This is a genomic window from Geobacillus sp. G4 (assembly GCF_040327975.1).
Classification (GTDB): Bacteria; Bacillota; Bacilli; order Bacillales; family Anoxybacillaceae; genus Geobacillus; species Geobacillus thermoleovorans.
This window is the reverse complement of the sequence record NZ_JBEPJY010000011.1, coordinates 1-25,242: the sequence shown is the minus strand read 5'-3', so window position 1 is coordinate 25,242 and position 25,242 is coordinate 1. Positions and strand designations below refer to the sequence as shown.

General features: G+C 51.9%; 25 protein-coding genes. 23 read left to right on the top strand and 2 right to left on the bottom strand.

Annotated features, from left to right (window positions below):
• Positions 1-157: 157 nt before the first annotated feature.
• The 20 genes from paaK (at position 158) to ABS784_RS12900 (ending at position 18,873) form a co-directional block, all read left to right on the top strand.
• Complete coding sequence (gene paaK, locus ABS784_RS12995; protein ID WP_352512746.1) at positions 158-1,489, top strand: phenylacetate--CoA ligase PaaK; 1,332 nt, start codon at positions 158-160, stop codon at positions 1,487-1,489.
• 90 nt (positions 1,490-1,579) lie between these two features.
• Entirely contained in the window at positions 1,580-2,548 is a 969-nt protein-coding gene (gene paaA, locus ABS784_RS12990) for a 1,2-phenylacetyl-CoA epoxidase subunit PaaA (RefSeq protein ID WP_352512744.1), read from the top strand.
• A 12-nt stretch (positions 2,549-2,560) separates the two neighbouring features.
• On the top strand, positions 2,561-2,914 hold the full coding sequence (gene paaB, locus ABS784_RS12985; RefSeq protein WP_352512743.1) for a 1,2-phenylacetyl-CoA epoxidase subunit PaaB: 354 nt from the start codon (positions 2,561-2,563) through the stop codon (positions 2,912-2,914).
• Positions 2,890-3,723, top strand: coding sequence for a 1,2-phenylacetyl-CoA epoxidase subunit PaaC (gene paaC / locus ABS784_RS12980; protein ID WP_352512741.1), 834 nt, complete (start codon positions 2,890-2,892; stop codon positions 3,721-3,723). The genes paaB and paaC overlap by 25 nt, the downstream gene beginning before the upstream one ends.
• A gap of 114 nt (positions 3,724-3,837) precedes the next feature.
• Complete coding sequence (gene paaD / locus ABS784_RS12975) at positions 3,838-4,314, top strand: 1,2-phenylacetyl-CoA epoxidase subunit PaaD (RefSeq protein ID WP_352512739.1); 477 nt, start codon at positions 3,838-3,840, stop codon at positions 4,312-4,314.
• Between the two features lie 24 nt (positions 4,315-4,338).
• The gene (locus tag ABS784_RS12970; RefSeq protein ID WP_352512737.1) at positions 4,339-4,650 is read left to right on the top strand and encodes an EthD family reductase; all 312 of its coding nucleotides are present in this window, start codon (positions 4,339-4,341) and stop codon (positions 4,648-4,650) included.
• Positions 4,643-5,419: an enoyl-CoA hydratase/isomerase family protein gene (locus ABS784_RS12965; protein WP_352512735.1), complete on the top strand. Its 777-nt coding sequence runs from the start codon at positions 4,643-4,645 to the stop codon at positions 5,417-5,419. Before ABS784_RS12970 ends, ABS784_RS12965 begins: the two co-directional genes overlap by 8 nt.
• A gap of 12 nt (positions 5,420-5,431) precedes the next feature.
• Positions 5,432-6,205: an enoyl-CoA hydratase-related protein gene (locus ABS784_RS12960; protein ID WP_352512733.1), complete on the top strand. Its 774-nt coding sequence runs from the start codon at positions 5,432-5,434 to the stop codon at positions 6,203-6,205.
• 18 nt (positions 6,206-6,223) lie between these two features.
• Complete coding sequence (locus tag ABS784_RS12955; protein ID WP_352512731.1) at positions 6,224-7,741, top strand: aldehyde dehydrogenase family protein; 1,518 nt, start codon at positions 6,224-6,226, stop codon at positions 7,739-7,741.
• A gap of 298 nt (positions 7,742-8,039) precedes the next feature.
• Positions 8,040-8,903, top strand: a complete 864-nt coding sequence (locus ABS784_RS12950) for a 3-hydroxyacyl-CoA dehydrogenase (protein ID WP_044731156.1) — start codon at positions 8,040-8,042, stop codon at positions 8,901-8,903.
• Between the two features lie 26 nt (positions 8,904-8,929).
• Positions 8,930-10,141, top strand: a complete 1,212-nt coding sequence (locus ABS784_RS12945; protein WP_352512729.1) for a 3-oxoadipyl-CoA thiolase — start codon at positions 8,930-8,932, stop codon at positions 10,139-10,141.
• A gap of 263 nt (positions 10,142-10,404) precedes the next feature.
• Complete coding sequence (paaX, locus tag ABS784_RS12940) at positions 10,405-11,262, top strand: phenylacetic acid degradation operon negative regulatory protein PaaX (protein ID WP_011231520.1); 858 nt, start codon at positions 10,405-10,407, stop codon at positions 11,260-11,262.
• Entirely contained in the window at positions 11,225-11,425 is a 201-nt protein-coding gene (locus ABS784_RS12935; RefSeq protein WP_011231519.1) for a hypothetical protein, read from the top strand. The genes paaX and ABS784_RS12935 overlap by 38 nt, the downstream gene beginning before the upstream one ends.
• Before the next feature lie 128 nt (positions 11,426-11,553).
• On the top strand, positions 11,554-12,534 hold the full coding sequence (locus ABS784_RS12930; RefSeq protein ID WP_227016039.1) for an NAD(P)H-dependent flavin oxidoreductase: 981 nt from the start codon (positions 11,554-11,556) through the stop codon (positions 12,532-12,534).
• Positions 12,535-12,720: 186 nt separating this feature from the next.
• Complete coding sequence (locus ABS784_RS12925; RefSeq protein ID WP_014196077.1) at positions 12,721-13,863, top strand: Leu/Phe/Val dehydrogenase; 1,143 nt, start codon at positions 12,721-12,723, stop codon at positions 13,861-13,863.
• A 118-nt stretch (positions 13,864-13,981) separates the two neighbouring features.
• Positions 13,982-14,995 carry an ABC transporter substrate-binding protein gene (locus ABS784_RS12920; RefSeq protein WP_014196076.1) on the top strand — a complete coding sequence of 338 codons (1,014 nt, stop codon included), beginning with the start codon at positions 13,982-13,984 and terminating at the stop codon, positions 14,993-14,995.
• A 14-nt stretch (positions 14,996-15,009) separates the two neighbouring features.
• Positions 15,010-16,002, top strand: coding sequence for an ABC transporter permease (locus ABS784_RS12915; RefSeq protein WP_023633546.1), 993 nt, complete (start codon positions 15,010-15,012; stop codon positions 16,000-16,002).
• On the top strand, positions 15,977-16,771 hold the full coding sequence (locus tag ABS784_RS12910; protein WP_020278618.1) for an ABC transporter ATP-binding protein: 795 nt from the start codon (positions 15,977-15,979) through the stop codon (positions 16,769-16,771). Before ABS784_RS12915 ends, ABS784_RS12910 begins: the two co-directional genes overlap by 26 nt.
• 39 nt (positions 16,772-16,810) lie before the next feature.
• Complete coding sequence (pdhA, locus tag ABS784_RS12905) at positions 16,811-17,881, top strand: pyruvate dehydrogenase (acetyl-transferring) E1 component subunit alpha (RefSeq protein ID WP_011231513.1); 1,071 nt, start codon at positions 16,811-16,813, stop codon at positions 17,879-17,881.
• Complete coding sequence (locus tag ABS784_RS12900) at positions 17,878-18,873, top strand: alpha-ketoacid dehydrogenase subunit beta (protein ID WP_020278619.1); 996 nt, start codon at positions 17,878-17,880, stop codon at positions 18,871-18,873. Before pdhA ends, ABS784_RS12900 begins: the two co-directional genes overlap by 4 nt.
• 455 nt (positions 18,874-19,328) lie before the next feature.
• Here ABS784_RS12900 and ABS784_RS12895 read toward each other — a convergent pair whose 3' ends face one another.
• Positions 19,329-19,850, bottom strand: a complete 522-nt coding sequence (locus ABS784_RS12895; protein ID WP_013523996.1) for a gamma carbonic anhydrase family protein — start codon at positions 19,848-19,850, stop codon at positions 19,329-19,331.
• Between the two features lie 155 nt (positions 19,851-20,005).
• Complete coding sequence (locus ABS784_RS12890) at positions 20,006-20,389, bottom strand: hypothetical protein (RefSeq protein ID WP_020278622.1); 384 nt, start codon at positions 20,387-20,389, stop codon at positions 20,006-20,008.
• Between the two features lie 332 nt (positions 20,390-20,721).
• Between ABS784_RS12890 and ABS784_RS12885 the strand changes: the two genes are divergently transcribed.
• The 3 genes from ABS784_RS12885 (at position 20,722) to ABS784_RS12875 (ending at position 25,061) form a co-directional block, all read left to right on the top strand.
• A complete protein-coding gene (locus ABS784_RS12885) occupies positions 20,722-22,212 on the top strand; it encodes a peptide MFS transporter (RefSeq protein WP_023633551.1) in 1,491 nt (496 codons plus the stop codon).
• Positions 22,213-22,400: 188 nt separating this feature from the next.
• The gene (locus ABS784_RS12880; protein WP_011231505.1) at positions 22,401-22,667 is read left to right on the top strand and encodes a DUF2642 domain-containing protein; all 267 of its coding nucleotides are present in this window, start codon (positions 22,401-22,403) and stop codon (positions 22,665-22,667) included.
• 336 nt (positions 22,668-23,003) lie between these two features.
• Positions 23,004-25,061: a BglG family transcription antiterminator gene (locus tag ABS784_RS12875; protein WP_062898686.1), complete on the top strand. Its 2,058-nt coding sequence runs from the start codon at positions 23,004-23,006 to the stop codon at positions 25,059-25,061.
• Positions 25,062-25,242: the final 181 nt, after the last annotated feature.

The window sequence follows — 25,242 nt, the reverse complement described above, 5'->3', positions numbered from 1 at the left end:
TACAGCTTTGTCGGTCTGAAAATATGTTGACATTTTCAAATATTTAGCCTATTTTAAAATTAGATATCATGATAAAACTATATAACGTTTGTATAACGTTATATAGTTTTGTATTTTCCATTTTTATGAAAGCGCTTTAAAAGAGGGGGCGGAAACGATGATTTTGCATGACATTGAGACGGCCGCACGCAGCGAACTGGAGGCGCTCCAGCTCAAGCGGTTGCGGGCGACGGCGGAGCGTGTGTATGAGCGGGTGCCGTTTTACCGGCAGCGGTTTGATGAACGTGGAGTAAAGCCTGATGATATTCGCACGCTTGAGGATGTGCGCAAACTCCCGTTTACGACAAAACGCGATTTGCGGGACCATTATCCGTTTGGGTTGTTGGCGGTCGATCTTTCCCAATGCGTCCGAGTGCACGCGTCAAGCGGCACGAGCGGCAAGCCGACGGTCGTCGCTTATACGAAGCGGGACATTGACCATTGGGCCGATATTGTGGCGCGGGCGATTGTCATCGCTGGCGGGAAACCGGGGGATGTGATTCACAACGCCTATGGATACGGGCTGTTTACCGGCGGTCTTGGGCTGCATTATGGCAGCGAGCGGCTTGGGGCGGTGACGGTGCCGGTATCCGGAGGCAACACCGACCGACAAGTGATGATCATTGAAGATTTTCGACCGACTGTCATTTGCGCCACGCCGTCCTATGCATTGAACATCGCCGAGCGGATGAAAGAGCTGGGCAAAGATCCGCGGCAAACATCGCTGAAATACGGCATCTTTGGTGCGGAACCGTGGTCCGAGGAAATGAGGCGCACGCTTGAAGAGACGTTTGATATGAAGGCATGTGACATTTACGGACTAAGTGAAGTGATCGGCCCGGGGGTGGCGATGGAGTGCCATGAAGCGCAAAACGGCCTCCATATTGCCGAGGACCATTTCCTTGTTGAAGTGATCGACCCGAAAACGCTCGAGCCGGTGGCGGAAGGGGAAGAAGGGGAGTTGGTGTTTACAAGCTTGACGAAAGAGGCGTTTCCGGTCATCCGCTATCGGACGGGGGATATCGCTTCCGTGACGAAAGAACGGTGTTCTTGCGGGCGGACGACGGCGCGCATGTCGCGGGTCAAGGGGCGGGTGGATGATATGATCATCATCCGCGGCGTCAATGTGTTCCCGTCGGAAATTGAGCACCATCTGCTCCGTGTCTCGGAACTGGCTCCGCACTATCAGCTGCACCGTCTCCGCCACGGACATTTGGAAGAGCTTGAGCTGCATGTGGAAGTGACCGATCGTTTTTACAGCGAGGTCGGCGGAGATTTGCAAAGCGAGCAGGCCGTTGCCCTCGCCCGGCGCATTCAGTCATTGTTGAAAACGCACTGTCTCATTTCGATTGACGTCCGTCTCCATTCGCCGAAAACGCTCCCGCGCTCGGAAGGAAAAGCGGTGCGCATCGTCGATCGCCGCCATGTGGAAGCGCCCCAATCGATCTGAATGAAAGAAAAAAGATTGCAAATTATATGACATTAAAATATAATAACGTTAAGAAAACGTTATATATTTTAATTGAGAGGTGAATGGGGGATGGCGGCTATGATGACGTTCACCCGCCTGTCGGATGAGGAGAAGTACGAACGGTTTATTCGACGCATCGAGGCGGGGGAAAAGATCGAAGCCGATGACTGGATGCCGGATGAGTATCGGATGACGCTCATCAAGCTCATTGCGATGCATGCGGTGAGTGAAATTATGGGAGCGCTTCCGGAAAAAGAATGGGTGCCGAAAGCGCCGTCGCTGCGCCGCAAACTCGGCATCATGGCGAAGGTGCAGGATGAGATGGGGCACGGCCAGCTGCTGCTTCGGGTGGCGGAAGACTTGATGGCTCCGCTTTGCAAAACGCGGGAAGAGATTATCGAAGATTTGTTGAATGAACGATTGAAGTTTCATAACGTGTTTCATATGCCAGCGCCGACATGGGCGGATGCGGGGTTGATCGGCTGGCTTGTCGACGGGGCGGCGATTATGACGCAGACGAACATGCTTGATGCCTCGTACGGACCGTACGCGCGGGCGTTGAAACGCATTTGCGCCGAGGAAGTGTTTCACGCCCAGCACGGTGAGTCGATCATTTTGGCGCTCGCCGAGGGTACGAAGGAGCAAAAAGAGATGCTGCAAGAGGCGCTCAACCGTTGGTGGGAGGCGCTCCTCATGTTTTTCGGCCCGCCGACGGCCGACACGACGGGAACGTCAAAGCAAGACATCACCATCAAATACCGCATCCGCACGAAAACGAATGAACAGCTGCGCCAAGACTTCTTTACGAAATATGTGCCGCGCATTTGGGCGCTTGGGCTGAAGATTCCTGATGAGACAATGCATTTTGACAAAGAGAAGGGCCGATGGATTTACCGGCAGCCGGATTGGGAGCGGTTTAAAGAGATCATCCGCAACAAAGGGCCGAAGTCGCAAGAGCGGCTTGAGCTGCGGCGGACGGCGTACAAGCAGAACGCGTGGGTGCGCGAGGCGCTCAGCGCCGTACGGACGGCTGGATGAGGAGGGATGGCCATGGTGGGAAAGGAACAAGGATTTTATCAAGTGTTTGAAGTGTTCAGCCGGAAAACGCCGGACGCGCCGATGCAGCACCAATTCAGCCTGCTTGCCCCCAATGAGGAGATCGCGCTCGTGATGGCGCAGGAAAACTTTATGCGCCGCGAGCCGGTCGCGGACCTTTGGGTGGTGAAGCGGGATGATATTCGTCGCATGAGTGAAGAGGAAAAAGCGGCGCTTAAGCGGCTTGACAACAAAGATTACCGGTTGACGCGAGGGTATGCCGACTTAAAGAAACGATGGCGGAAGTATGAACAAGACGTGCTCGATGAGAAGGAAATTTTGTCATGGAAAGGCGAGATTCGGCGATGAGCGAAAAACCGATGCACTTCCATCCAGACGGTCAAGAAGCGCTTGTCGAGCTGTTGTTTCAGCTTGCGGACGATGATTTTTTGCTGGCATACCGCGGCTCGGAATGGCTTGGTTTGGCGCCGCATATTGAGGAGGATATTGCTTTTTCTTCCATCAGCCAAGATACGATGGGGCATGCGGCCATGTACTATCAGCTGCTTGAAGACCTTGGCTGTGGATCAGCCGACGAACTGGCGCACGCCCGGCCGGCTTCAGCGCGGCGCAATGCGGTTTTGCTCGAACGGGCGAACGGCCCGGGGCATTATTTGCGCGAACCTCGCTATGATTGGGCGTTCACCGTTGTTCGCCAATATTTTTATACGCAGGCGAAGCGCGTTCGCCTCGAGTCGCTGACAAAAAGCACTTATGCCCCACTGGCTGAAGTGGCGGCGAAAATTCAAGTGGAGCTGCACTACCATCTGCTTCATTGGCATACGTGGTTTGTCCAACTGACCAACGCCCCTGGGGAAGCGCGGACGCGAATGACAAAAGCCATTCAGGACGTGGCTGCTGATTTTGCCGGCGTGTTGACGCTCGGGGCGAAAGGAAAGGACATGGTGCGGCATGGGCTGATTGATGAGGAAGAGGTGCTGACGGAAAAAACGATCGCTGCGCTGGCGCCGGCGTTTGCCGAAGTGGGGCTTGAGTGGCCGATGCCGTTTGACATGAAGCATGGAAACGGCCGCAACGGCGAACATACGCCCGATTTGGATGAGGCGCTCGCGACGTTGTCAGAAGTATACCGCGCCGTCCCGCATGCGGTATGGTAATGTCCGCGCCGCCGTTCGCCAAAGGGCGGCGTTGGGCATGACGCCTCTTGGTGGCGGCGAAGTGCTTGTTCAAGGGGCAAAACGGCGGCGAGTTGGAAAATGTGAGGGAGAACCATGACAAACGAAGACGTTTGGAAAGCGTTAGAAACGGTGAAAGACCCGGAAATCCATTCGATTAGCATTGTCGATCTTGGAATGGTGGAGCAGGTGGACGTTCGGGACGACGCGGTCTCGGTCCGGCTGCTGCCGACATTTCTCGGCTGCCCGGCGCTTGATATCATCCGCGCCCGAGTGGAGGAAGCGGTGAAGCAAGCAGGGGCCTCGGCGGTGGCGGTTGAGTTTCTCCGCCATCCGCCGTGGACGTCCGATCGGATCAGCGAAGCCGGGCGGGAGCGGCTGAAGCAGTTTGGCATCGCTCCGCCGCCGCGGCAAATGCCGTCAGGGGCATGGCAAGTGGAATGCCCCTATTGCGGGGCGGAGCGGACCGTCATGGAAAACTTGTTTGGGCCGACTGCCTGCCGCAGCATTTTCTACTGCAAACAATGCAAAAATCCGTTTGAGGCGATGAAGCCCGTATTGACTTCGGGATAAGAAAAGGGAAAGGAGACGTTCGCGATGTTTAAAATGATTGCCTTGTACAAACAGCCGAAAGATAAGGAGCAGTTTGACGCCCATTACTACGGAACGCATGTGCCGCTGACAGAAAAAATCCCCGGCCTTCGAAAAATCAAGGTGACGAAAATTACGGGGACGCCGATGGGGACGGAAAGCGAGTATTATTTGTTGTGTGAAATGTATTACGACAGCCAAGAGGCGTTTCAAAAGGCGATGAAAACGAAAGAAGCGAAGGCATCGGCAAAAGATGTCATGTCATTTGCCGGCGATCTCGTCACCTTTATGGTCGGTGAGGAAGTGGAACATGAGTGAATGGAATTCCATTGCGGTGCGGCAAGAAGGAGCGGTTGGCATTATCGAGCTCGCCCGTCCTGATGTCTTGAACGCACTGAGCCGCCAAATGGTGGCGGAAATCGTGGCGGCCGCAGAAGCGTTTGACCGGGATGAAAAGGTGCGTGTCATTGTGCTCACTGGGCGCGGACGGGCGTTTGCGGCTGGGGCGGATATTCAAGAGATGGCGGAAGATGACCCCATTCGTCTTGAGTGGCTGAACCAGTTTGCCGATTGGGATCGCCTGTCCATCGTGAAAACGCCGATGATCGCTGCTGTGAACGGGTTGGCGCTAGGGGGAGGCTTTGAGTTGGCGCTTTCGTGCGACTTGATTGTCGCGTCGGCGGCGGCCGAATTTGGCTTTCCAGAAGTGAACATTGGCGTCATGCCAGGTGCGGGAGGTACGCAACGGCTGACGAAGCTCATCGGTCCGAAGCGGGCGCTCGAGTGGCTTTGGATCGGGGCGCGTATGTCGGCGAAAGAAGCGGAGCGGCTAGGGATTGTCAACTGCGTCGTCAGTCCGGAGCTTTTAATGGAAGAAACGATGCGGTTGGCGCGGCGCCTCGCTGAACAGCCGCCGCTCGCCCTTCGGCTGATCAAAGAGGCGGTGCAAAAAGCGGTCGATTATCCGTTGTATGAAGGCATGCAATTTGAGCGGAAAAACTTTTACCTATTGTTCGCCTCGGAAGACCAAAAAGAAGGAATGGCGGCATTCCTCGAAAAACGGAAGCCGCGCTTCCAAGGAAAATAAGGGGGGCGTTCGATGTACGAAACGATCCGTTATGAAGTGAAAGATTCGGTCGCCTGGCTGACGCTCAACCGCCCGGATCAGCTCAACGCGTTTACGGAGCAGATGAACGCGGAAGTGACCAAAGCGCTCAAACAAGCAGGGGCGGATCAAAACGTCCGCTGCGTGGTGATCACAGGCGCCGGCCGGGCGTTTTGCGCCGGGGAAGATTTGAGCGGCGTGACGGGAGAAATGGACCATGGCGACGTGTTGCGCACCCGATACGCGCTGATGATGAAAGCGCTTCATCATCTTGAAAAACCGGTTGTCGCGGCGGTGAACGGGGCAGCGGCCGGCGCGGGCATGAGCTTGGCGCTGGCGTGCGATTTCCGGCTTCTCTCGGAAAAGGCGAGTTTCGCTCCCGCGTTTATTCATGTCGGCCTTGTGCCGGATGCGGGCCATCTCTATTATTTGCCGCGTCTTGTCGGGCGGGCGAAGGCGCTTGAACTTGCGGTGCTCGGGGAAAAAATATCAGCCGAACAGGCAGCTTCGCTCGGATTGGCGACAAACGTGATTCCTCTATCTGCCTGGGAAGAGGAAGTAGAGCGGTTTGCCGAGCGGCTCTCTGCCATGCCGACGAAGGCGATCGGACTTATCAAACGGCTGCTTCGCGAAAGCGAAGAAACGACGTTTGACCGTTACCTCGAACGGGAGGCGGAATGCCAGCGCATTGCGGGATTGACGGCAGACCACCGTGAAGGCGTCAAGGCGTTCTTTGAAAAACGAAAACCAATATTTCAAGGAAACTAAGCAAGGGGGAACGAAACGATGGCGACTGTCAAACAAAAGAAAATGGAACCGATGCCAACGAAACGCGATTTCTATCATTTGATTATTAATGGAGAACGGATGGAAAGCGCCTCAAGCGAAACGTTTGTCGTCACCAATCCGGCCACTGGCGAACCGGTCGCCCGCGTTGCCAAAGGGACGCGCGAGGATGCCGAACGGGCGGTGCAAGCGGCGCGGCAAGCGTTTGACCGCGGGAAATGGCGGCATTTTCCAGTGCAAAAACGGGCGCGCATCTTGTACCAAATTGCGGCGATCATGCGCGAACGCTTCAATGAATTAGTGGAGTTGGAAATTTTAAATACCGGCAAAGCGTTGTCGGCGGCCCAAGGACAAGTGATGCAAGCGATCGAAGATTTTGAGTTTTTCGCTGGGGCGATCATTGGGCACCGCGGGGCGGTCAACCCGATGCCGGGGGCGTTTCATAACTATACGGAAAAAGAGCCGGTCGGCGTGTGTGCGCAAATCATTCCTTGGAACTACCCGCTTATGATGGCGGCTTGGAAAATCGCGCCTGCCATTGCCGCCGGCTGCTCGGTCGTCGTCAAACCGGCGTCGTTGACGCCGCTCACTTGCCTTGTGCTGGCGGAAATTTGCCATCAGGCCGGCGTGCCGGAAGGGGTCGTCAATGTGGTGACAGGTGCCGGGGCGGAAGTCGGCGATTACCTCGTCGAACATCCGTTCGTCGACAAAGTCGCGTTCACCGGATCGACGCCGGTCGGGAAGGAAATTATGGAGAAGGCGTCGAAAACATTAAAACGGGTGACGCTCGAGCTTGGCGGCAAGTCGCCGAGCCTTGTATTTGCGGATGCTGATTTAGAGGCCGCTGTCGCCGGCTCATTGTTCGGCATTTTCTACAACAGCGGCCAATCGTGCGAGGCGCGTTCCCGCTTGTATGTGCATGAAAGCATCTATGACGCGTTTATGGAAGCGTTCGTGGCCAAAACGAAGCAGCTGAAGCTTGGCAATCCGTTTGATGCCGGCACGCATGTTGGGGCGATCATCAGCCGCGGGCAGCTCGAAGTGATTGACGAATACGTGCAATCGGCTGTCGCCGATGGAGCGACGGTCGCCGCCGGGGGGAAAGAGGCGGTTGTCGCTGGATTTGAAAACGGTTACTGGTATGAACCGACGATTTTGACGAACGTGAACCATCAAATGAAAGCGGTTCGCGAAGAAATTTTCGGACCGGTTGTCGTCGTGATGAAATTTCGCGATGAAGCCGAAGCCATTGAATTGGCGAACGACAGCGACTATGGGCTCGCTGCCGCGATTTGGACAAAAGATCATGGCCGCGCCGTTCGCGTAGCCAAACAGCTGCGCTCCGGCATTGTCATGGTCAACAGCCCATTCTCCGCTTTCCCAGGCACGCCGTTTGGCGGCTACAAACAGTCCGGATTTGGGCGAGAGTTGTCTGTCGAGGCGCTTGATTTGTACACAGAAACGAAGAGCGTGCTGTCGTATTACGGTCCGCGTCCGCTCAATCCGTTCGGCGTCTAAGGAAGAGGCCGCCCGCCGCATGCCGGAAGCATCGTACAGCCGGCCGCGTCTTCAAAAGCGCGGCTTGGTCGGCCCAATCGGCTGATCCGGCGGCCAGGCATGGGAAAAACGTGACCGTCCATTCCCGTTCTAGCATGCTATTCATGGCAATGGAAGAAACACGGCTGTTCCGTTTGCCGAGCACCCCGTCGCTCGTGATGGGGTGCCCATTCATTTGATGGCGTCCGCCGCTTGGCGAAAGGAAACGCCGGCTCGATGCACCCGCCGTCTTACATCAACACGCGAGAGGGGGAAGACGATGATCGAACGCCTTGTTGTCGTCGGCAGCGGCGTGATGGGGAGAGGCATTGCTTATGTCGGCGCTGTCGGCGGGTTTCAGACGACGTTAGTTGACGTCAAGCAAGAACAATTGGACAGCGCTCGGAAGGAGATCACTTCTATTTTTGAACAAGCGGTCACTCGAGGAAAATTGACAACTGGAGAGCGGCAAGAAGCCGAGGTGCGTCTGTCGTATTCGCTTGATTTGGCAGCCGCTGTGCGCGATGCCGATTTGGTCATTGAGGCAGTGCCGGAAAAACTCGAGTTGAAAAAACAAGTGTTTGAGACAATTGACGCCCATGCGCCAGCGTCATGCTATTTCGCCACGAACACGTCCACGATGAGCCCGACGGAAATCGGCTCGTTCACGAAGCGGCCGGAGCGGGTGATCGCCATGCACTTTTTCAATCCGGTCCATAAAATGAAGCTGGTGGAAATCATCCGCGGCCTTGAAACGAGCGATGAAACGGCACAAGTGGCGAAAGAAGCCGCCGAGCGAATGGGGAAAGAAACAGTGGTGGTCAATGAATTTCCGGGATTCGTCACGAGCCGGATCAGCGCCCTTGTCGGCAATGAAGCGTTTTATATGCTGCAGGAAGGGGTCGGGACGCCGGAAGAGATCGACAAAGCGATCAAGCTCGGCCTCAACTTCCCGATGGGCCCGTTTGAGCTTGCGGATTTAGTCGGGCTCGATACGAGGCTGAACAACTTAAAATATTTGCACGAAAAACTCGGAGAAAAATACCGTCCGGCGCCGCTGTTGGAGCAATACGTCAAAGCGGGGCGACTCGGCCGCAAAACAGGCCGCGGCGTCTATGACTATACGAATCGGGAAAACAGCTGATTCGCTGGAAAAGGAAGGGAGAAAACATGGGCAGAGAAGTCGTGATTGTGGATGCGGTGCGCACGCCGATTGGCCGCTACAAGGGAGCGCTGAAAGAAGTAAGGCCCGATGATTTGGCGGCTGTTGTCATTCGGGCGCTCATCGAGCGAAACCCGAATGTGCTGGTCGAGCAAATTGATGATGTCGTCTTTGGCAACGCCAACCAGGCCGGCGAGGACAACCGCAACGTCGCCCGCATGGCGGCGCTGTTGGCCGGGCTGCCGATTGAAGTCGCGGGGGTGACGGTCAATCGGCTGTGCGGTTCGGGGCTTGATGCCGTCAATTATGCGGCGCGGGCGATTTTGGCTGGTGAGGCGGACATCATGATCGCTGGCGGCGTGGAAAGCATGACGCGTGCGCCGTTTGTCATGCCGAAGCCGGAAAGCGATTTCCCGCGCGGCAACATCGAGATGTACGACACGACGATCGGCTGGCGCTTTATCAATCCGAAAATGCACGAAATGTACGGCACCGACAGCATGCCTCAGACGGCGGAAAACGTCGCCAAGCGGTTCGGCATTACGCGCGAGGCGCAAGATGAGTTTGCTTACGAAAGCCAAATGAAAGCGAAACAAGCGATCGAAACGAATCGGTTTGCCGATGAACTCGTGCCGGTCGTTTATCACGATCGAAAAGGCAACCGCGTTGTCGTCGATAAAGACGAGCATCCGCGTCCGGATACGACGCTTGAGAAACTGGCGAAGCTGCCCCCATTGTTTGAAAACGGCACGGTGACGGCCGGCAACTCTTCCGGCGTCAACGACGGAGCAGCCGCGCTGCTAGTCATGCGCGCCGAGAAGGCGAAGGAACTCGACCTCAAACCGTTGGCTACTTACGTCACCTCGGCGGTCGCGGGCGTGGAACCGGCCGTGATGGGCATCGGCCCGATTTTTGCGACACGCAAAGCGTTGCGCCGCGCAGGGTTGTCGCTTGACGACATCGGACTTGTCGAGCTGAACGAGGCGTTTGCCTCGCAAGCGCTGGAATGCATCCGGCAGCTTGAGCTCGATCGGGCGAAAGTGAACGTCAACGGGGGAGCGATTGCCCTTGGCCATCCGCTTGGCGCGAGCGGCGCCCGCATTTTGACGACATTGATTTACGAAATGCGAAAACGCGGCGTCACCTATGGCTTGGCAACGATGTGCATCGGCGTCGGCCAAGGAATCGCGACGATTGTGAAAAACGCGGACGAACGGTGAGAGCGCCTTGTCTTCGTTCGGCGGAAAGGATGGTTATGTTCAGACGACGGCCCGTCATACAGCCGGTCTGGTTGAATGACGTCTGCCTAAGTTGATGAAGCTGCCGAAGCTGCGGCCGCATGTTTGCATGCCGTTGAGAGCCGCCTGCTTTTTTAGCGGTGCGGCTCTTTTTTATTCCTTTTGTTTTTTCGTCCGTCTTGCCAGCGTGATAAAAGTTTGTTACGATTATATTTCGAAAACAAGATAAAGGGAGCCCATTCACAATGAACACACGCTCAATGATCTTTACGATTTACGGCGACTACATCCGCCATTACGGCGGTGAAATTTGGATCGGGAGCCTAATCCGCCTCCTCCGCGAGTTCGGCCATAACGACCAGGCGGTGCGGGCGGCGGTGTCGCGCATGAGCAAACAAGGCTGGATTCGCGCGGAAAAACGCGGCAATAAAAGCTACTATTCGCTCACGGAACGCGGCGTCAAGCGGATGGAAGAAGCGGCGCGGCGCATTTACAAAACGCGCCCCGAGCATTGGGACGGGAAATGGCGCATTCTCATCTATACGATTCCTGAGGATAAGCGGCATTTGCGCGATGAACTGCGAAAGGAGCTTGTTTGGAGCGGGTTCGGCACGATTTCCAACAGCTGCTGGATTTCACCGAATAATTTGGAGCAACAAGTGTACGACTTGATCGACAAGTATGACATCCGCCCGTATGTCGACTTCTTTCTTGCCGAATACGATGGACCGCATACGAATAAGCAGCTTGTGGAAAAGTGCTGGAACTTAGAAGAGATCAACCAAAAATACGAGCAGTTTATTGCGGTCTACAGTCAAAAATATGTGATTGACAAACATAAAATCGAGCGCGGCGAAATGTCGGACGCGGAATGTTTTGTCGAGCGGACGAAGCTCGTCCATGAATACCGAAAATTTTTGTTCATCGACCCCGGCTTGCCGGAAGAGCTGTTGCCGAATGAGTGGATGGGAAGCCATGCGGCCGCCTTGTTCAACGACTATTATCAACAACTCGCGGCACCGGCCAGCCGTTTCTTTGAAGCGGTGTTTCAAGAAGGGGCAGAGCTTGACAAAAAAGAAGAGGAAGAGATATCGGTGGAATGAACCGGGATGCACGGCGCAACAACAGCTGTGCATCCTGTTTGACGTTCATGGAACGTTCGGTACGGCAACGTGGAAGAAGCATGTTGTCGTCCAAACGATCATCATTGGTGTGGACGCCCACCAATCGTTGTCGATTTTTCATCGCTGTGGGGCGCGGCGTTGACTTACGGCAGTCTTCACTGGTGAAAATAGGCTTCAAAGGAAATTCATACGGTTTAATTGGTGTTCGTTTTTTCTTCGTTATATAAATCAACCATTCGCATCTTCTAAAAAATATGGTATCGTTTATATATAACGTATTTTTCACGGGGTGTGAATATAATGAATGATGTTTGTCGTTTGCTTGATCTTCGTTATCCGATCATTCAAGGGGGGATGGGCAACATCAGCAACGCCGAGCTGGCGAGCGCCGTATCGGAAGCGGGGGGGCTTGGAACGATCGGAGCCGGAACGATGACGCCCGATGAGGTGGAGGCGCTGATTATTGAAACGAAGCGGCGCACCAACCGTCCGTTTGCTGTGAACATCCCGCTGCAGGTGACGCCGCACGCCGCGGAGATCGCCGAGCTTGTCATCAAACATCAAGTACCGGTCGTTTCGCTTTCCGCCGGTAATCCGGCGCCGTGGATTCCACGTTTTGCGGAACATGGCATCAAGGTGATCGTCGTCGTCGCTTCGGTCAGCCAAGCGAAAAAAGCGGAAGCGGCTGGAGCGGATCTCGTCGTCGCTGAGGGGTATGAGGCGGCGGGAATCAACTCGCCGCTCGAGCTGACGACGATGACGCTCATTCCGCAAGTCGTCAGCGCCGTCCGCATTCCTGTCATCGCTGCCGGCGGCATCGGCGATGGGCGCGGGCTGCTTGCCGCGCTGGCTCTCGGCGCCCAAGGGGTGCAGCTCGGCACCAGGCTTGTGGCCACGAAGGAAGCGCCGTTTCATGAAGCGTATAAACAGCGGCTTGTCGAGGCAAAGGAAAATGAAACGGTCATTGTCGGCCGTTCGGTCGGGCGCATCCGCCGCGTCATGCGCACGCCGTATGTCGAGAAGCTGCTGGAGTATGAACAGCAAGGCATGCCGCTCGAGCAGTTTCAAGAATATACATCGGAGGATCGTCATCGCCGCGGCGCCCTCCTCGGCGATTTCCATGAAGGATTTATCAACGCGGGGCAAATCGCTGGCCTCATCGATGGCGTGCCAACGGTGGCCGAGCTGTTTGAACAAATGATGACAGAAGCCAAAACGCAGTGGCAATCATTATCCACACTATTTCGCTGATCGAACGAAGACGCCTGTCAAACGGCGTCTTTTTTTGGCGATGAAAAATTGGTTGATAGAGGATTGACACTAACAATGAACATCGTTACTATAAAAATAGTATTACGTTATTTTAACGTGATAATATTTTTTGTTATATTAACTTGAAAACGCTTTCAAGCGGTGAAGCAAAGGAGAGGGGAAGCGATGAATGTCATGCTATCGCCAAACATGTCACAAAGATTGGATTTGTTTTTCCAAATGCGTGAACATGAACAGGTGGTGTTTTGTCTCGATGAAGCGACCGGCCTAAGGGCGATCATCGCCATTCATAGCACGGCTCTTGGGCCGGCGCTCGGCGGCTGTCGGATGCATCCGTATGCCACGACGGAAGAGGCGCTCGCCGATGCGCTTCGGCTGTCGAAAGGGATGACGTATAAATGCTTGGCTGCCGATGTCGATTTTGGCGGCGGCAAGGCGGTGATCATCGGCGATCCGCGCAAAGACAAATCGCCGGAATTGTTTCGCGCTTTCGGCCAGTTCGTGGAGTCATTAGGCGGCCGGTTTTACACGGGCACGGATATGGGGACGACGCCGGACGATTTTGTGCACGCGCTGAAAGAGACGAATTGCATCGTCGGCGTTCCGGAAGCGTATGGCGGAAGCGGCGACTCATCCGTGCCGACCGCCGAGGGCGTTGTTTACGGCATTCAGGCGACGAACGATGTTGTGTTTGGCAGCAAGCATTTGCATGGCAAAACGTATGCGGTGCAAGGGCTCGGAAAAGTCGGAAAAAAAGTGGCGCTTCGTTTGCTTGAAGAAGGGGCGGATCTGTATGTGTGCGATTTGAACGAAGCGGCAGTCAAAGAGGTCGTGGCGTACGGCAAGCAAATCGGGGCGTCCGTCAAGCCGGTGAACGGAACGGATATTTATCGCGTCGAAGCCGATGTGTTCGTCCCGTGCGCATTTGGCGGCGTCATCAACGATGAAACGATCGCCGAGCTGCGAGTGAAAGCGGTCGTCGGTTCGGCGAACAATCAGCTGGCTGACAAACGCCACGCCCGTATGTTGAAAGAAAAGGGCATCATGTATGCCCCCGATTATATCGTCAACGCCGGCGGCCTCATTCAAGTGGCCGATGAACTGTACGGAGCGAACAAAGAGCGGGTGCTGGCGAAAACGAAAGCGATTTATGATACGCTGCTCGCCATTTATGCGCGGGCTGAATCGGAAGGAATAACGACGATCGAGGCAGCCGATCAATTTTGCGAAGAGCGGCTCGAGAAACGCAAACGCCGCAATCATTTTTTCACGCACCAAAAGCGGCCGAAGTGGGATATTCGACGTTAATGCCGAGTCTATCCATATGAAAAAATGTCTGAAAATACGTAATATAATACCTTATTTTTTAATTCAGAGAAAAATCCTTTTGGAAAGCAGCGATCAAAGAGGCGAGGAGGAATCATTCATGAAACAAGCGATCAAACGATTCGCGATACCGGTCGTTTTCGGAGTTTTGGCGCTCTCAGGCTGTGGGGGAGAAGAGAAGGCCGCGACGAACGGTGCGAAAGAAGATGGAAAGCAGAAAACGTTTACGATTGGCGTCACCCAAATCATTCAACATCCATCGTTAGATGCTGCCTTCAATGGATTTAAAAAGGCGCTCGAAGACGGGGGATTTAAAGAGGGGAAAAATGTTCGGTACAATATCCAAAATGCCCAAGGCGACATGAACAACAGCCAAACGATCGCCAATAACTTTGTATCGGATGGGGTTGACCTCATTTTTGCCAACTCGACTCCGAGCGCGCAAAGTGCGCTCAATGCGACGAAAGACATTCCCATTGTGTTTACATCCGTGACGGATCCGGTCGGCGCCGGTTTAGTTCCATCGATGGACAAGGCAGGGGAAAACATCACGGGAACAACGGACAGCCATCCCGATGCGATTCGCAAAACGATTCAATTCATCGATGAGCAAACGGATGCGAAAACCGTTGGGCTTATTTATAACGCGGGCGAACAAAACTCGTTGGCGCAAATTGAAAAAGTGAAGGAAGCGGCGAAACATACGGATTTGAAGTTGGTGGAAGCCTCCGTTTCGACCACAGCCGAGGTGAAACAGGCGGCAGAGTCGTTAGTTGGCAAGGCAGATGTGTTTTACATCGTGACGGACAACACCGTTGTATCTGCCATTGAATCGGTTGTCAGCGTTGCCAACGAGAAAAAAATCCCTGTTTTTACGGGAGAGCTCGATTCATTAAAACGAGGCTGTTTTGCGGCGTATGGGTTTGATTACTACGATATCGGCTATCAAGCGGGGCAAATGGCAGTCGCCATTTTAAAAGGAGAAGCCAAACCATCAGAGATCAAACCAGAATATCCGAAAAAATTAAAATTGGTGATCAATAAACAAGCAGCGGAAAAACAAGGAATCAAACTGAAGCCTGAATGGGATCAAATGGCGGAATACATCGAATGAAAGGATGAGTGCTGTTGCTGGCGTCCATCACGGGAGCAGTGGAATCGGGACTGATTTACGCCATTATGGCGCTGGGAGTGTATTTGTCGTTTCGTGTGTTGGATTTCCCTGATTTAACCGTGGACGGCAGCTTTGTGACAGGAGCTGCTGTGGCGGCGACGTTGATTGTCAACGGGATCAATCCGTTTGTGGCGACGTGTCTGGCGCTTTTCGTTGGATTCGCTGCCGGGTGTATGACCGGGCTTCTTCATACAGCAGGGAAGGTCAATCCGCTTTTGTCGGGCATTTTAATGATGATTGCGCTTTATTCGATCAATCTTCGCATCATGGGGCGTTCGAACGTGCCGCTTTTGAATGAGAAGACGGTTTTTACAACCATTCAAGAATGGGGGACGAAAATCGGACTTGACTCGGCCGCGGCGAAAACATGGGGAATTCTCCTGTCGATGACGTTGCTTGCTCTTTTGTTTAAATGGTTCACAGACTGGTTTTTACAGACGGAAATTGGGCTTGCGATTCGGGCGACGGGCGATAATCCGCGCATGATTCGCAGCCTGTCGGCGAACACCAATTTGCTCATTGTCTTAGGGTTGGGCCTTTCCAATGCCATGGTCGCGTTCTCGGGGGCGCTTGTTGCCCAGTACGGCGCGTTTGCCGATGTCGGGATGGGAATTGGCATGATCATTATCGGTCTGGCTTCTGTCATTATCGGCGAAGCGGTATTTGGAACGAAAACGATCGCGCGAGCCACGCTTGCCGTGATCGGTGGAGCGATCATTTACCGCATTGTTGTGAGTCTCGCTTTGCGCGTCCAATTTCTCGAAACAGGGGATGTGAAGCTCATTACGGCATGCATTGTCATTTTGGCGCTCGTTGTTCCGCAAATGGTTCGTCAACAAAAAGAGAAAAAACGCAAAGAAGAAAAAAGATGGAATCGAGCGCAGGTGATGGACGTTGCCGCAACGGGAAAGGGTGAGGCGGATGTTGCAGTTAAAAGGGATTTATAAAGTGTTTCATGAGGGAACGCCTGACGAAAAGATCGCGCTCCAAAACATTCATTTAACACTTCGAAAAGGAGATTTTGTCACTGTGATCGGCAGCAACGGAGCAGGAAAATCAACCTTGATGAATTTGATTTCAGGAGTGTTGTTTCCTGATGAAGGGACGATTTGGATTGACGGTCAAGATGTCACCATGATGCCGGAATACGTCCGCTCCCGCTATATCGGAAGGGTGTTTCAAGATCCGATGGCCGGAACGGCGCCAAACATGACGATTGAGGAGAATTTGGCGATGGCGTATACACGCAATCAAAAGCGCACGCTCCGCCGCGGAGTGACGAAAAAACGGCGCGATGATTTTCGCGAGTTGCTCTCCACCCTTCATCTCGGTTTAGAAAACCGTCTTCAGGCGAAAGTCGGCTTGCTCTCGGGCGGAGAGCGGCAGGCGTTGTCTTTGCTTATGGCGACCTTCACCGAACCTGCCATTTTGCTGCTCGATGAACATACAGCGGCTCTCGATCCAGCCAGAGCGGAGTTGATCACCAACTTAACAAAAGAGATTGTGGAGCGATATCGATTGACGACCTTGATGGTCACCCATAATATGCAGCAGGCCATCGATTTAGGAAACCGCCTCATCATGATGGATAAAGGGCAGATCATTTTCGAAGTGGATGAGAATGAAAAGAAAAGCTTAACGGTAGAAAAGTTGCTCGCAGAATTCCAACGCATTCGCGGGGAACAGCTCGCAAGCGATCGTGCGGTATTGAGCTGATCGATCAGCCATTCAAATACCATGGGGAGGAGGAATGGCATGGAACTCGATTTTCCGATTGTGCAAGTATTGAATGAAGAAGGAACGATTGTGCAGCCTGAATATCGTGAACAAATCACGAAAGAATTGACGATGACGATGTACCGCCATCTGATTCGCACGAGAATGGTTGACCGAAAATGTATCAGCCTGCAGCGGCAAGGGCGCATCGGGACGTATGTGCCGTACGAAGGGCAAGAGGCGTGTCAAGTCGGAAGCGCGCTTGCACTCAACGATGGTGATTGGATGTTTCCGACCTATCGCGATCATGGGGCGATGATGACATTCGGCCGTTCCTTAACGCAAACGCTTTTATACTGGAAAGGGCGGACGGAAGGGTGTGTTCCACCTGAGGGAAAAAAAATCGTTCCGCCGAGCGTTCCGATTGCCACGCAACTCCCTCATGCAGCGGGGGCGGCGTGCGCCGAAAAATGGAAGGGGACGAAAAATGCGGTGATTGTGTACTTCGGTGATGGGGCGACATCAGAAGGAGATTTCCATGAGGGATTGAATTTCGCGAGCGTTTTCAACGCGCCTGTCGTCTTTTTCAACCAAAACAACCAATATGCGATTTCTGTTCCGATCACCCGTCAGATGAAGACAAAAACGATCGCGCAAAAAGCGTTGGCGTACGATATTCCCGGCCTTCGCATCGATGGAAATGACGTGTTTGCCGTGTATTTCAAAACAACTGAGGCGCTCGAGCGGGCGAGAAACGGAGGGGGGCCGACGTTAATCGAAGCGGTGACATGGCGTTATGGCGCCCATACGACGTCCGATGACCCGTCCAGATATCGCGACCAGGAGGAAAGCCAAAAACGGCGCGAAACAACCGATCCGATTAAGCGGGTCGAGCGGTTGATGCAGCGGGAAGGCTGGTGGGATGAAAAGTGGGCGAATCAAGTGCAAGAGGAAGTGAACGCCGAAATCGAGCAGGCGGTTGTGGAAATGGAGAGCTATCCAAAAGCGAATGTATCTGACATGTTTGACTTTGTGTTCGCCCAACCGACATGGACGATTGCGGAGCAGAAAGAAGCGTATCTTCAGTGGAAGCGGGGGATGGAAAGATGATCACCAAAGTAGGCGTCAAATCGCTCACCATCGTGCAAGCGGTCAATGATGCGCTTCGTACCATGCTAAAAGAGCGTGAAGATGTCATCCTGCTCGGGGAAGATATTGGAAAAAATGGCGGTGTGTTTCGCGCCACCGAAGGATTGCTGGAGGAATTTGGCGAGGAGAGGGTGATGGACACGCCGTTAAGCGAGGCAGGATTTACTGGTGCAGCGATTGGAATGGCGCTTGGTGGATTTCGTCCTGTCGTAGAAATTCAGTTTTTAGGTTTTATCTATCCAGCCTATGAACAAATCATGACCCATGCGGCACGCATGCGTGCGCGGACGAGAGGGCATTTTACCGTGCCCTTGGTCATTCGCGCCCCGTACGGCGCGGGCGTGCGGGCCCCGGAAATTCATTCGGACAGCACGGAAGCGCTGTTTACCCATATGCCAGGCATCAAAGTCGTCTGTCCCGCGTCGCCGTATGACGCCAAAGGGTTGCTCATCGCCGCGATTGAAGACCCGGACCCTGTTCTCTTCTTAGAACCGATGCGCAGTTATCGTGCGTTTCGCGAAGACGTTCCGGAAGGAAAATATACGATTGAAATTGGCAAAGGGAAAAAACTACGTGAAGGGGACGACGTGACCGTCATTGCATGGGGAGCCATGGTGCCGGTCGCCATAAAGGCGGCGGAAGAAGCGAAGAAAAAAGGGATTGATGCCGATGTCATCGACTTGCGTACGCTTTACCCGCTTGACAAGGACATCATCGCCGAGTCGGTGCAAAAGACAGGGAGAACCGTGATCGTTCAGGAAGCGCATGCGACGGGTGGATTGGCCAATGATATTCTCGCTGTCATCAACGATACTTCGTTTTTCTATCAAAAAGCGCCGGTCGAACGGGTGACGGGATTTGACGTTCCTGTGCCGTTTTTCGCTTATGAAGACGATTATTTGCCAACGCCAGCGCGCGTTTTGCATGCCATCGAAAAAGTGATGAATTTCTAGCGGCGCGAGAGGAAGACATGAAATTCCCTTTTTGTCCGCACCCAAGCAGCAACGAATGTTTGTTAGAAGCGGTAGAAGCATTGAGATCAGGAATCATTCATCTTTTGCCAATGAAACAGAAAGCAAGTTCGGAAAACACCGCCTCGCCGCATTGAAACGGTTTTTCGAGTGTGGAAGATGATTGTGCAAAACACGGATGAATCATAAACGAAGAGCCATGCCCTCTGGCTGGCTCTTTTTCTTTTAAAAGCTGTACGAACAGATGGCCGCGAATATCGTTTTTTCGTGCAACCATCTGTTCTCTGATGATTTTGTTTTGATCATCTCGCGCCGAGAAGCCCCCCACTTGAAGTGGGCGGGGATGGCTTGGTTAACAGCTTGCTGTGAGGCGGGTGTTCTCAAGAATCTCCCACCTTTAAGCGTTTAGCGTAGGTGGGAGAGCGTTCAAGGCGTTATTACCGATGATTGGCCAGCTGTTCGCGATACTCTTTTCCTTTTTGCACGTATGTATCAATCGACAGCTGGATGAGCTCAAGGTCTTTGTCCGTCAGTTCACGCACCACTTTTCCAGGCGAGCCAATGACGAGTGAGCGGGGCGGAATCTTTTTGCCGGACGGAATCAACGTGTTGGCGCCGATGATGCATTCTTCACCGATTTCGGCCCCATCCAAAATCGTCGACCCCATGCCGATGATCGAGCGCCGGCGGATCGTGCAGCCGTGAAGGATCACATTATGCCCGACCGTCACTTCATCTTCAACAATGAGCGGCGACCCTTCGTACAAATGGCAGGTCGTATTGTCTTGAATGCTCGTTCGAGCGCCGATCGTAATCGGTCCTTCATCGCCGCGCAGCACGGCATTGAACCAAATGGTCGATTCCGGACCGACGGTGACGTCTCCGATCAAATAGGCTCCCGGGGCAATGAATGCGGTTTCATGAACATTCGGACGTTTTCCGTTATACGGGTATAGCATCCCCACATCCCCCTTCATTTTATGTGTCATGATCAGTATAACACATTTTGCACGGGGGAGAAAATGGACGGAATGAACAATGTCTTTTCCCATCATCAATAAGCATAGATTCATGCACAATGCCTCGCGGAGCGAAAGCGGCAATGAGGCGGGCATCAGCCTTTGAGGGCAAGGCGAAGATCTGAAATTGCCGCTTCATGTTCAAGCGACCGGCGGCATAACATATCGATGATCCGCTCTTGGCGCAGCAATAGTTGCATTTGTTGCTCTTGATTCTGTTCAAGCCGTTTCACGATCACATCGATTTCCCGAATGGCTTGATGAACAGCGGCAAATCCCTTTGCCATGTCGGCTTTGATTTCATTCAACTCCGCTTTTGTCGCCATATTCGCTTTCATGTCCTCAAGTTCCTGCTTGGTAGCCATATTGGCTTTGATGTCTTCAAGCTCCTGTTTGGTGGCCATATTGGCCTTCATCTCTGCCATTTCCTGCTGCATGATTTCGAGCTTGTCCAAAATAAGATGCCACGGCTCGCTCATGGACAACATCCTTTCCTAATCGTCAATAAGATAAGGGAATTGCGGTGGACACAAAGATGCAGATGAGATGGAAAAGAGGAAATGGTGTTGTGGGGAAACGACGATTCCCTGCCATTGATTATACATGATCAACGAAAAGCGGAAAAGGGTTTTTCCTATAACGAAGAAAACGGAAAGGGAGAAATGTTTTTCAGAATTTTTATTTAAATAATATTATTTTTCTTAATATTATTGTTTTATTTACCATGATATAAATCATACAAAATTTTTTTGACAATATAAACATAATGAATTATTATATTAAAAGAATTTAAAGGAGGTAGGTAGTGGTTATGTCATCGATCGACAAGCAACAAATCGCTGCCAGCGTTCCCCAGCGCGGCTTTTTCGGCCATCCGAAAGGGCTGTTTACGCTCTTTTTCACCGAGTTTTGGGAGCGCTTTTCGTACTACGGCATGCGCGCCATTTTAGTGTACTACATGTATTACGAAGTATCGAAAGGCGGGCTCGGGCTTGATGAGCATCTGGCGCTCGCGATTATGTCGATTTATGGGGCGCTTGTGTACATGTCCGGAATCATTGGCGGCTGGCTTGCCGACCGGGTGTTTGGCACGTCGCGCGCGGTCTTTTACGGCGGCCTTCTCATTATGGCTGGTCATATCGCCCTGGCGATTCCGGGCGGGGTGACGGCGCTGTTTGTGTCGATGGCGCTCATCGTCTTGGGAACCGGGTTGTTGAAACCGAACGTTTCGAGCATTGTCGGCGATATGTACAAGCCTGGCGATGACCGCCGCGACGCCGGATTTAGCATTTTTTACATGGGGATTAACCTTGGCGCCTTTTTGGCTCCGCTTGTTGTTGGAACGGCCGGGATGAAGTACAACTTCCACCTTGGCTTCGGCCTTGCAGCTGTCGGGATGTTTCTCGGGCTTGTCGTATTTGTGGCGACAAGAAAGAAAAACCTCGGGTTGGCGGGGACGTACGTGCCCAACCCGCTGACGCCGGCAGAAAAGAAAAAAGCGGCTTCGATCATGGCCGTGGGGGCGGTCGTGATTGCCGTGCTGCTAGCAATCTTGATTCCGAACGGTTGGTTCACTGTGGAAACGTTTATTTCCCTTGTCGGCATCTTAGGAATCATCATCCCGATCATCTATTTTGTCGTCATGTACCGCAGCCCGAAAACGACGGCGGAGGAGCGGTCGCGCGTGATCGCTTACATTCCGTTGTTCGTCGCTTCAGCGATGTTTTGGGCGATTCAAGAACAAGGATCGACAATTTTGGCGAACTATGCGGACAAGCGGACGCAGTTGGATGTAGCAGGCATCCACTTGTCGCCTGCATGGTTCCAGTCGCTGAACCCGTTATTTATTATCATTTTGGCTCCGGTGTTCGCATGGATGTGGGTGAAGCTCGGTAAACGGCAGCCGACGATCCCGCAAAAATTCGCGCTCGGCTTGTTGTTTGCCGGCCTGTCGTTCATCGTCATTCTCGTGCCGGGCCATTTAAGCGGCGGAGGGCTCGTCCATCCGATCTGGCTTGTGTTAAGCTATTTCATCGTCGTGCTTGGTGAACTTTGCCTGTCGCCGGTCGGCCTGTCGGCGACGACGAAACTTGCGCCTGCGGCCTTCTCAGCGCAAACGATGAGCCTTTGGTTTTTATCGAACGCCGCCGCGCAAGCGATCAACGCCCAGCTCGTCCGCTTCTATACGCCGGAAAACGAAACGGCCTATTTCGGCACGATCGGCGGTGCGGCGCTTGTGCTAGGCTTGATCTTATTGGCCATTGCACCAAGAATCGGGAGATTGATGAAAGGGATTCGTTAAAGAATCTGATCCTCCTAGCCTTTATTGGCTGGGAGGATTTTTTTGATTTTTTACACCTACATTTTGTGTAGAGGCGGGAGACTTCTTGACAAGTGATGTTAAAAAATCCGCTGTTGCAGTAGTTATCATGACCATACCTTTTTCTCCTGCAAAACATTACATAGTTAGTGTAGAAAGGAGGAGAAACGATGGATTTTAAACATCAAGCCCGTCAGCTAGTTGGGCAGCGTGTGACTGTTGTGACGGTGCATGGAAAATTCCACGGAACATTATTGGGAGTTGGCGATGATTTTATTGTTATGCGGGTGAATATTGGAGGAAGACTACGGCGTATTCTGATCCGTTTGGCATTAATTATCGCGCTGCTTCGGTTAATAGGAACAGGAAGCGGATATGAACCTCATCGTTCGTCTGACGACGATGAATGGGAACGATATTTAATGGATGAGGATTGAACTATTCTTTACGATCGGGATATGATCGTGCAAAGATAAGTCGAAGAAAAACTGGGGGCAATGACAACTGCCTTACGGTCACTCCTTCTTAGGAAGCGTCCACGCACGGTTAGTGCAGGAGTTCGGACAAGGAAGGGGCAGATAGTTTAGATGGTGTCACACAAATCGATCGTGTGGCTTTTTTATTGAATCAGTCCAATTTTTGCGCAATTGGGGTGTTGGAATTTGGGCTTATCTTTTCAAGAAAATCAACTATAATGAACAGTAAGGAGAATCCGGATTCTCTAATCAAAAGTCCAAGGATTTGCACAACTAAATAAAAGGGAGCGCTCCATCATGATGCTCAATGCCCGTTGTATCCAACTTATGAAGTTGTTGCTTCGCTCTTCTCTTTATCTTACCGCTGACAAATTGGCGCAATCATTGAATGTATCCAAGCGAACGATTTATTACGATATACAAAAAACGAATGAATGGTTGCATCATGAAGGGCTGAAGCCGATTCAATATGCGCGCGGGCTCGGATTTCGCTTGGATGATGAAGTGAAACAAGAAATAACAACAAAGTGGAACACATTACAACCTGCCCGACATTACACATATCAGTCATGGGAGCGAAAAGCTTGGATTGGTTTATGGATTTTGACTCGCGTTCATCCACTGTATTTGTCTGATTTTTTAGAGAAATTACATGTAAGCAGGAGCACGTTGTTAAATGACATAAAGGAACTGAAAGAAGATTGGCAGTCATTTCAGTTGCAATTGTCATTCCATCGCAAAAAAGGGTATTTCTTATCAGGAAAAGAAATCCAAAAGAGGAAATTGATGATTCGTTATGTTCATCAACTATTAGCGACGATGGATGACCAGCATTTCGCTGCAGAGTTGTCAGCTGAGTGTCAATGGCCAATCTTTGATTGGATTCGCCAATTCGAGTCTGCTTTTTCTATTCGCTATGCGGGTGAGGTTATTCAAACTTTACCTATTTATCTCGCATTGTTCCAAAGACGGTGGGCTAGAGGCAAATTTGTGCAAATGGATGAGCAAGAAAAAGAAGTGCTAAGGTCAATGCGGGAATACCAGATTGCTGATCATCTCGTTAGACGAATTGAAAACGTTTCCCAAATATCTATTCCCGATGACGAGGTTTGTTATTTGACGACCCATTTACTCAGTTTTCGAGTTGCAGATGACAAGCAAATTGATCATAACGATGACATCACTACTTTGAAACGAATCATTCGACATATGGTGGATGATTTTCAAACTTATGCATGTGTACAATTCAAGCGTCGCGAAGAGTTGGAAAAAAATTTATTGGTTCATATGAAGCCTGCCTATTATCGACTGAAATATGGTTTTCATCTACAAAACGACCTGACCGAATCGATCAAAGCGAACTATCAAGATTTATTTACCTTAACGAAAAAAGTCGTCCATCATTTAGAAAGTGTAGTTGGCCAGCCGGTCAGCGACGATGAAATTGCTTATATCGCCATGCATTTTGGCGGATGGTTGGACAGAGAGGGGGTGTCGGTTCCAGTACGGAAAAAGGTGTTGATCGTCTGCGAGAGCGGGATTGGAACATCGCGAATGTTGCAAAAACAATTGGGGGAACTGTTATCAACGGTCGATGTCATTGGCGTCGTTTCAGCAAGGGAATATGATTATATTTCTCTTGAGGGGCATGTAGATTTTGTGGTGACGACAACGCCATTGCAACCGAAGGATGTGCCTGTTTATACGGTTCGCCCCATTTTAACAACGGAGGATAAAATGTTGCTTTTACGGGAGATCGAGGGATGGACGGAAACCACATCCCTTGGTCTCGAAGCGGTGTTGGACATCATCAAAAAACACGCAACGGTCATCGATGAAAAGACATTATATCAAGAACTAAATGCTTACTTTAGCCACAGCAAAAGAAAGGAGATTTGGCAAAAACCGATGCTAAAAGATTTGCTTACGAAGCGACATATTCAGATTATTGAAGAGGCAGGTGATTGGAAAGAGGCGATTGTGTTAGCAGCAAGACCATTATTAGAAGAAGGCTATATTACAAGTGAGTATATTGAAGCCATGATTCAAAACGTTCTCACACTCGGGCCTTATATTGTGATTACACCAGGAGTGGCCTTGCCTCATGCCCGGCCGGAGCAAGGCGCAAAAAAACTTGGTATGAGCTTTCTTCGAATCAAAAAAGGTTGTCTGTTTTCTGACAGGGAAGAAGATCGAGTGTATGTCTTGATTGTGTTAGCTGCCATTGATCATGAGACTCATTTAAAAGCGTTATCCCAGCTGACAACATTGTTGTCCAATCAAGAACATATTCAAATGTTGTTTAAAGCTGAATCTGTAGAAGAAGTATTGGCATTAGTGGAAATGTACTCTTAATAACTGTAGATGAGCAAATTCACTGACATAAATTGACAACTAAACAAAAAAGGAGACATGAACCGGACTCCTTGGGTAAAATAGATGTGCTCAAAACCCATTCACACAAGGAGGTTCATGTCTCATGAATAGATTAGCACATCACCAAGGAATCCACAAGTTTTTCTTCACGCTGGGGTTG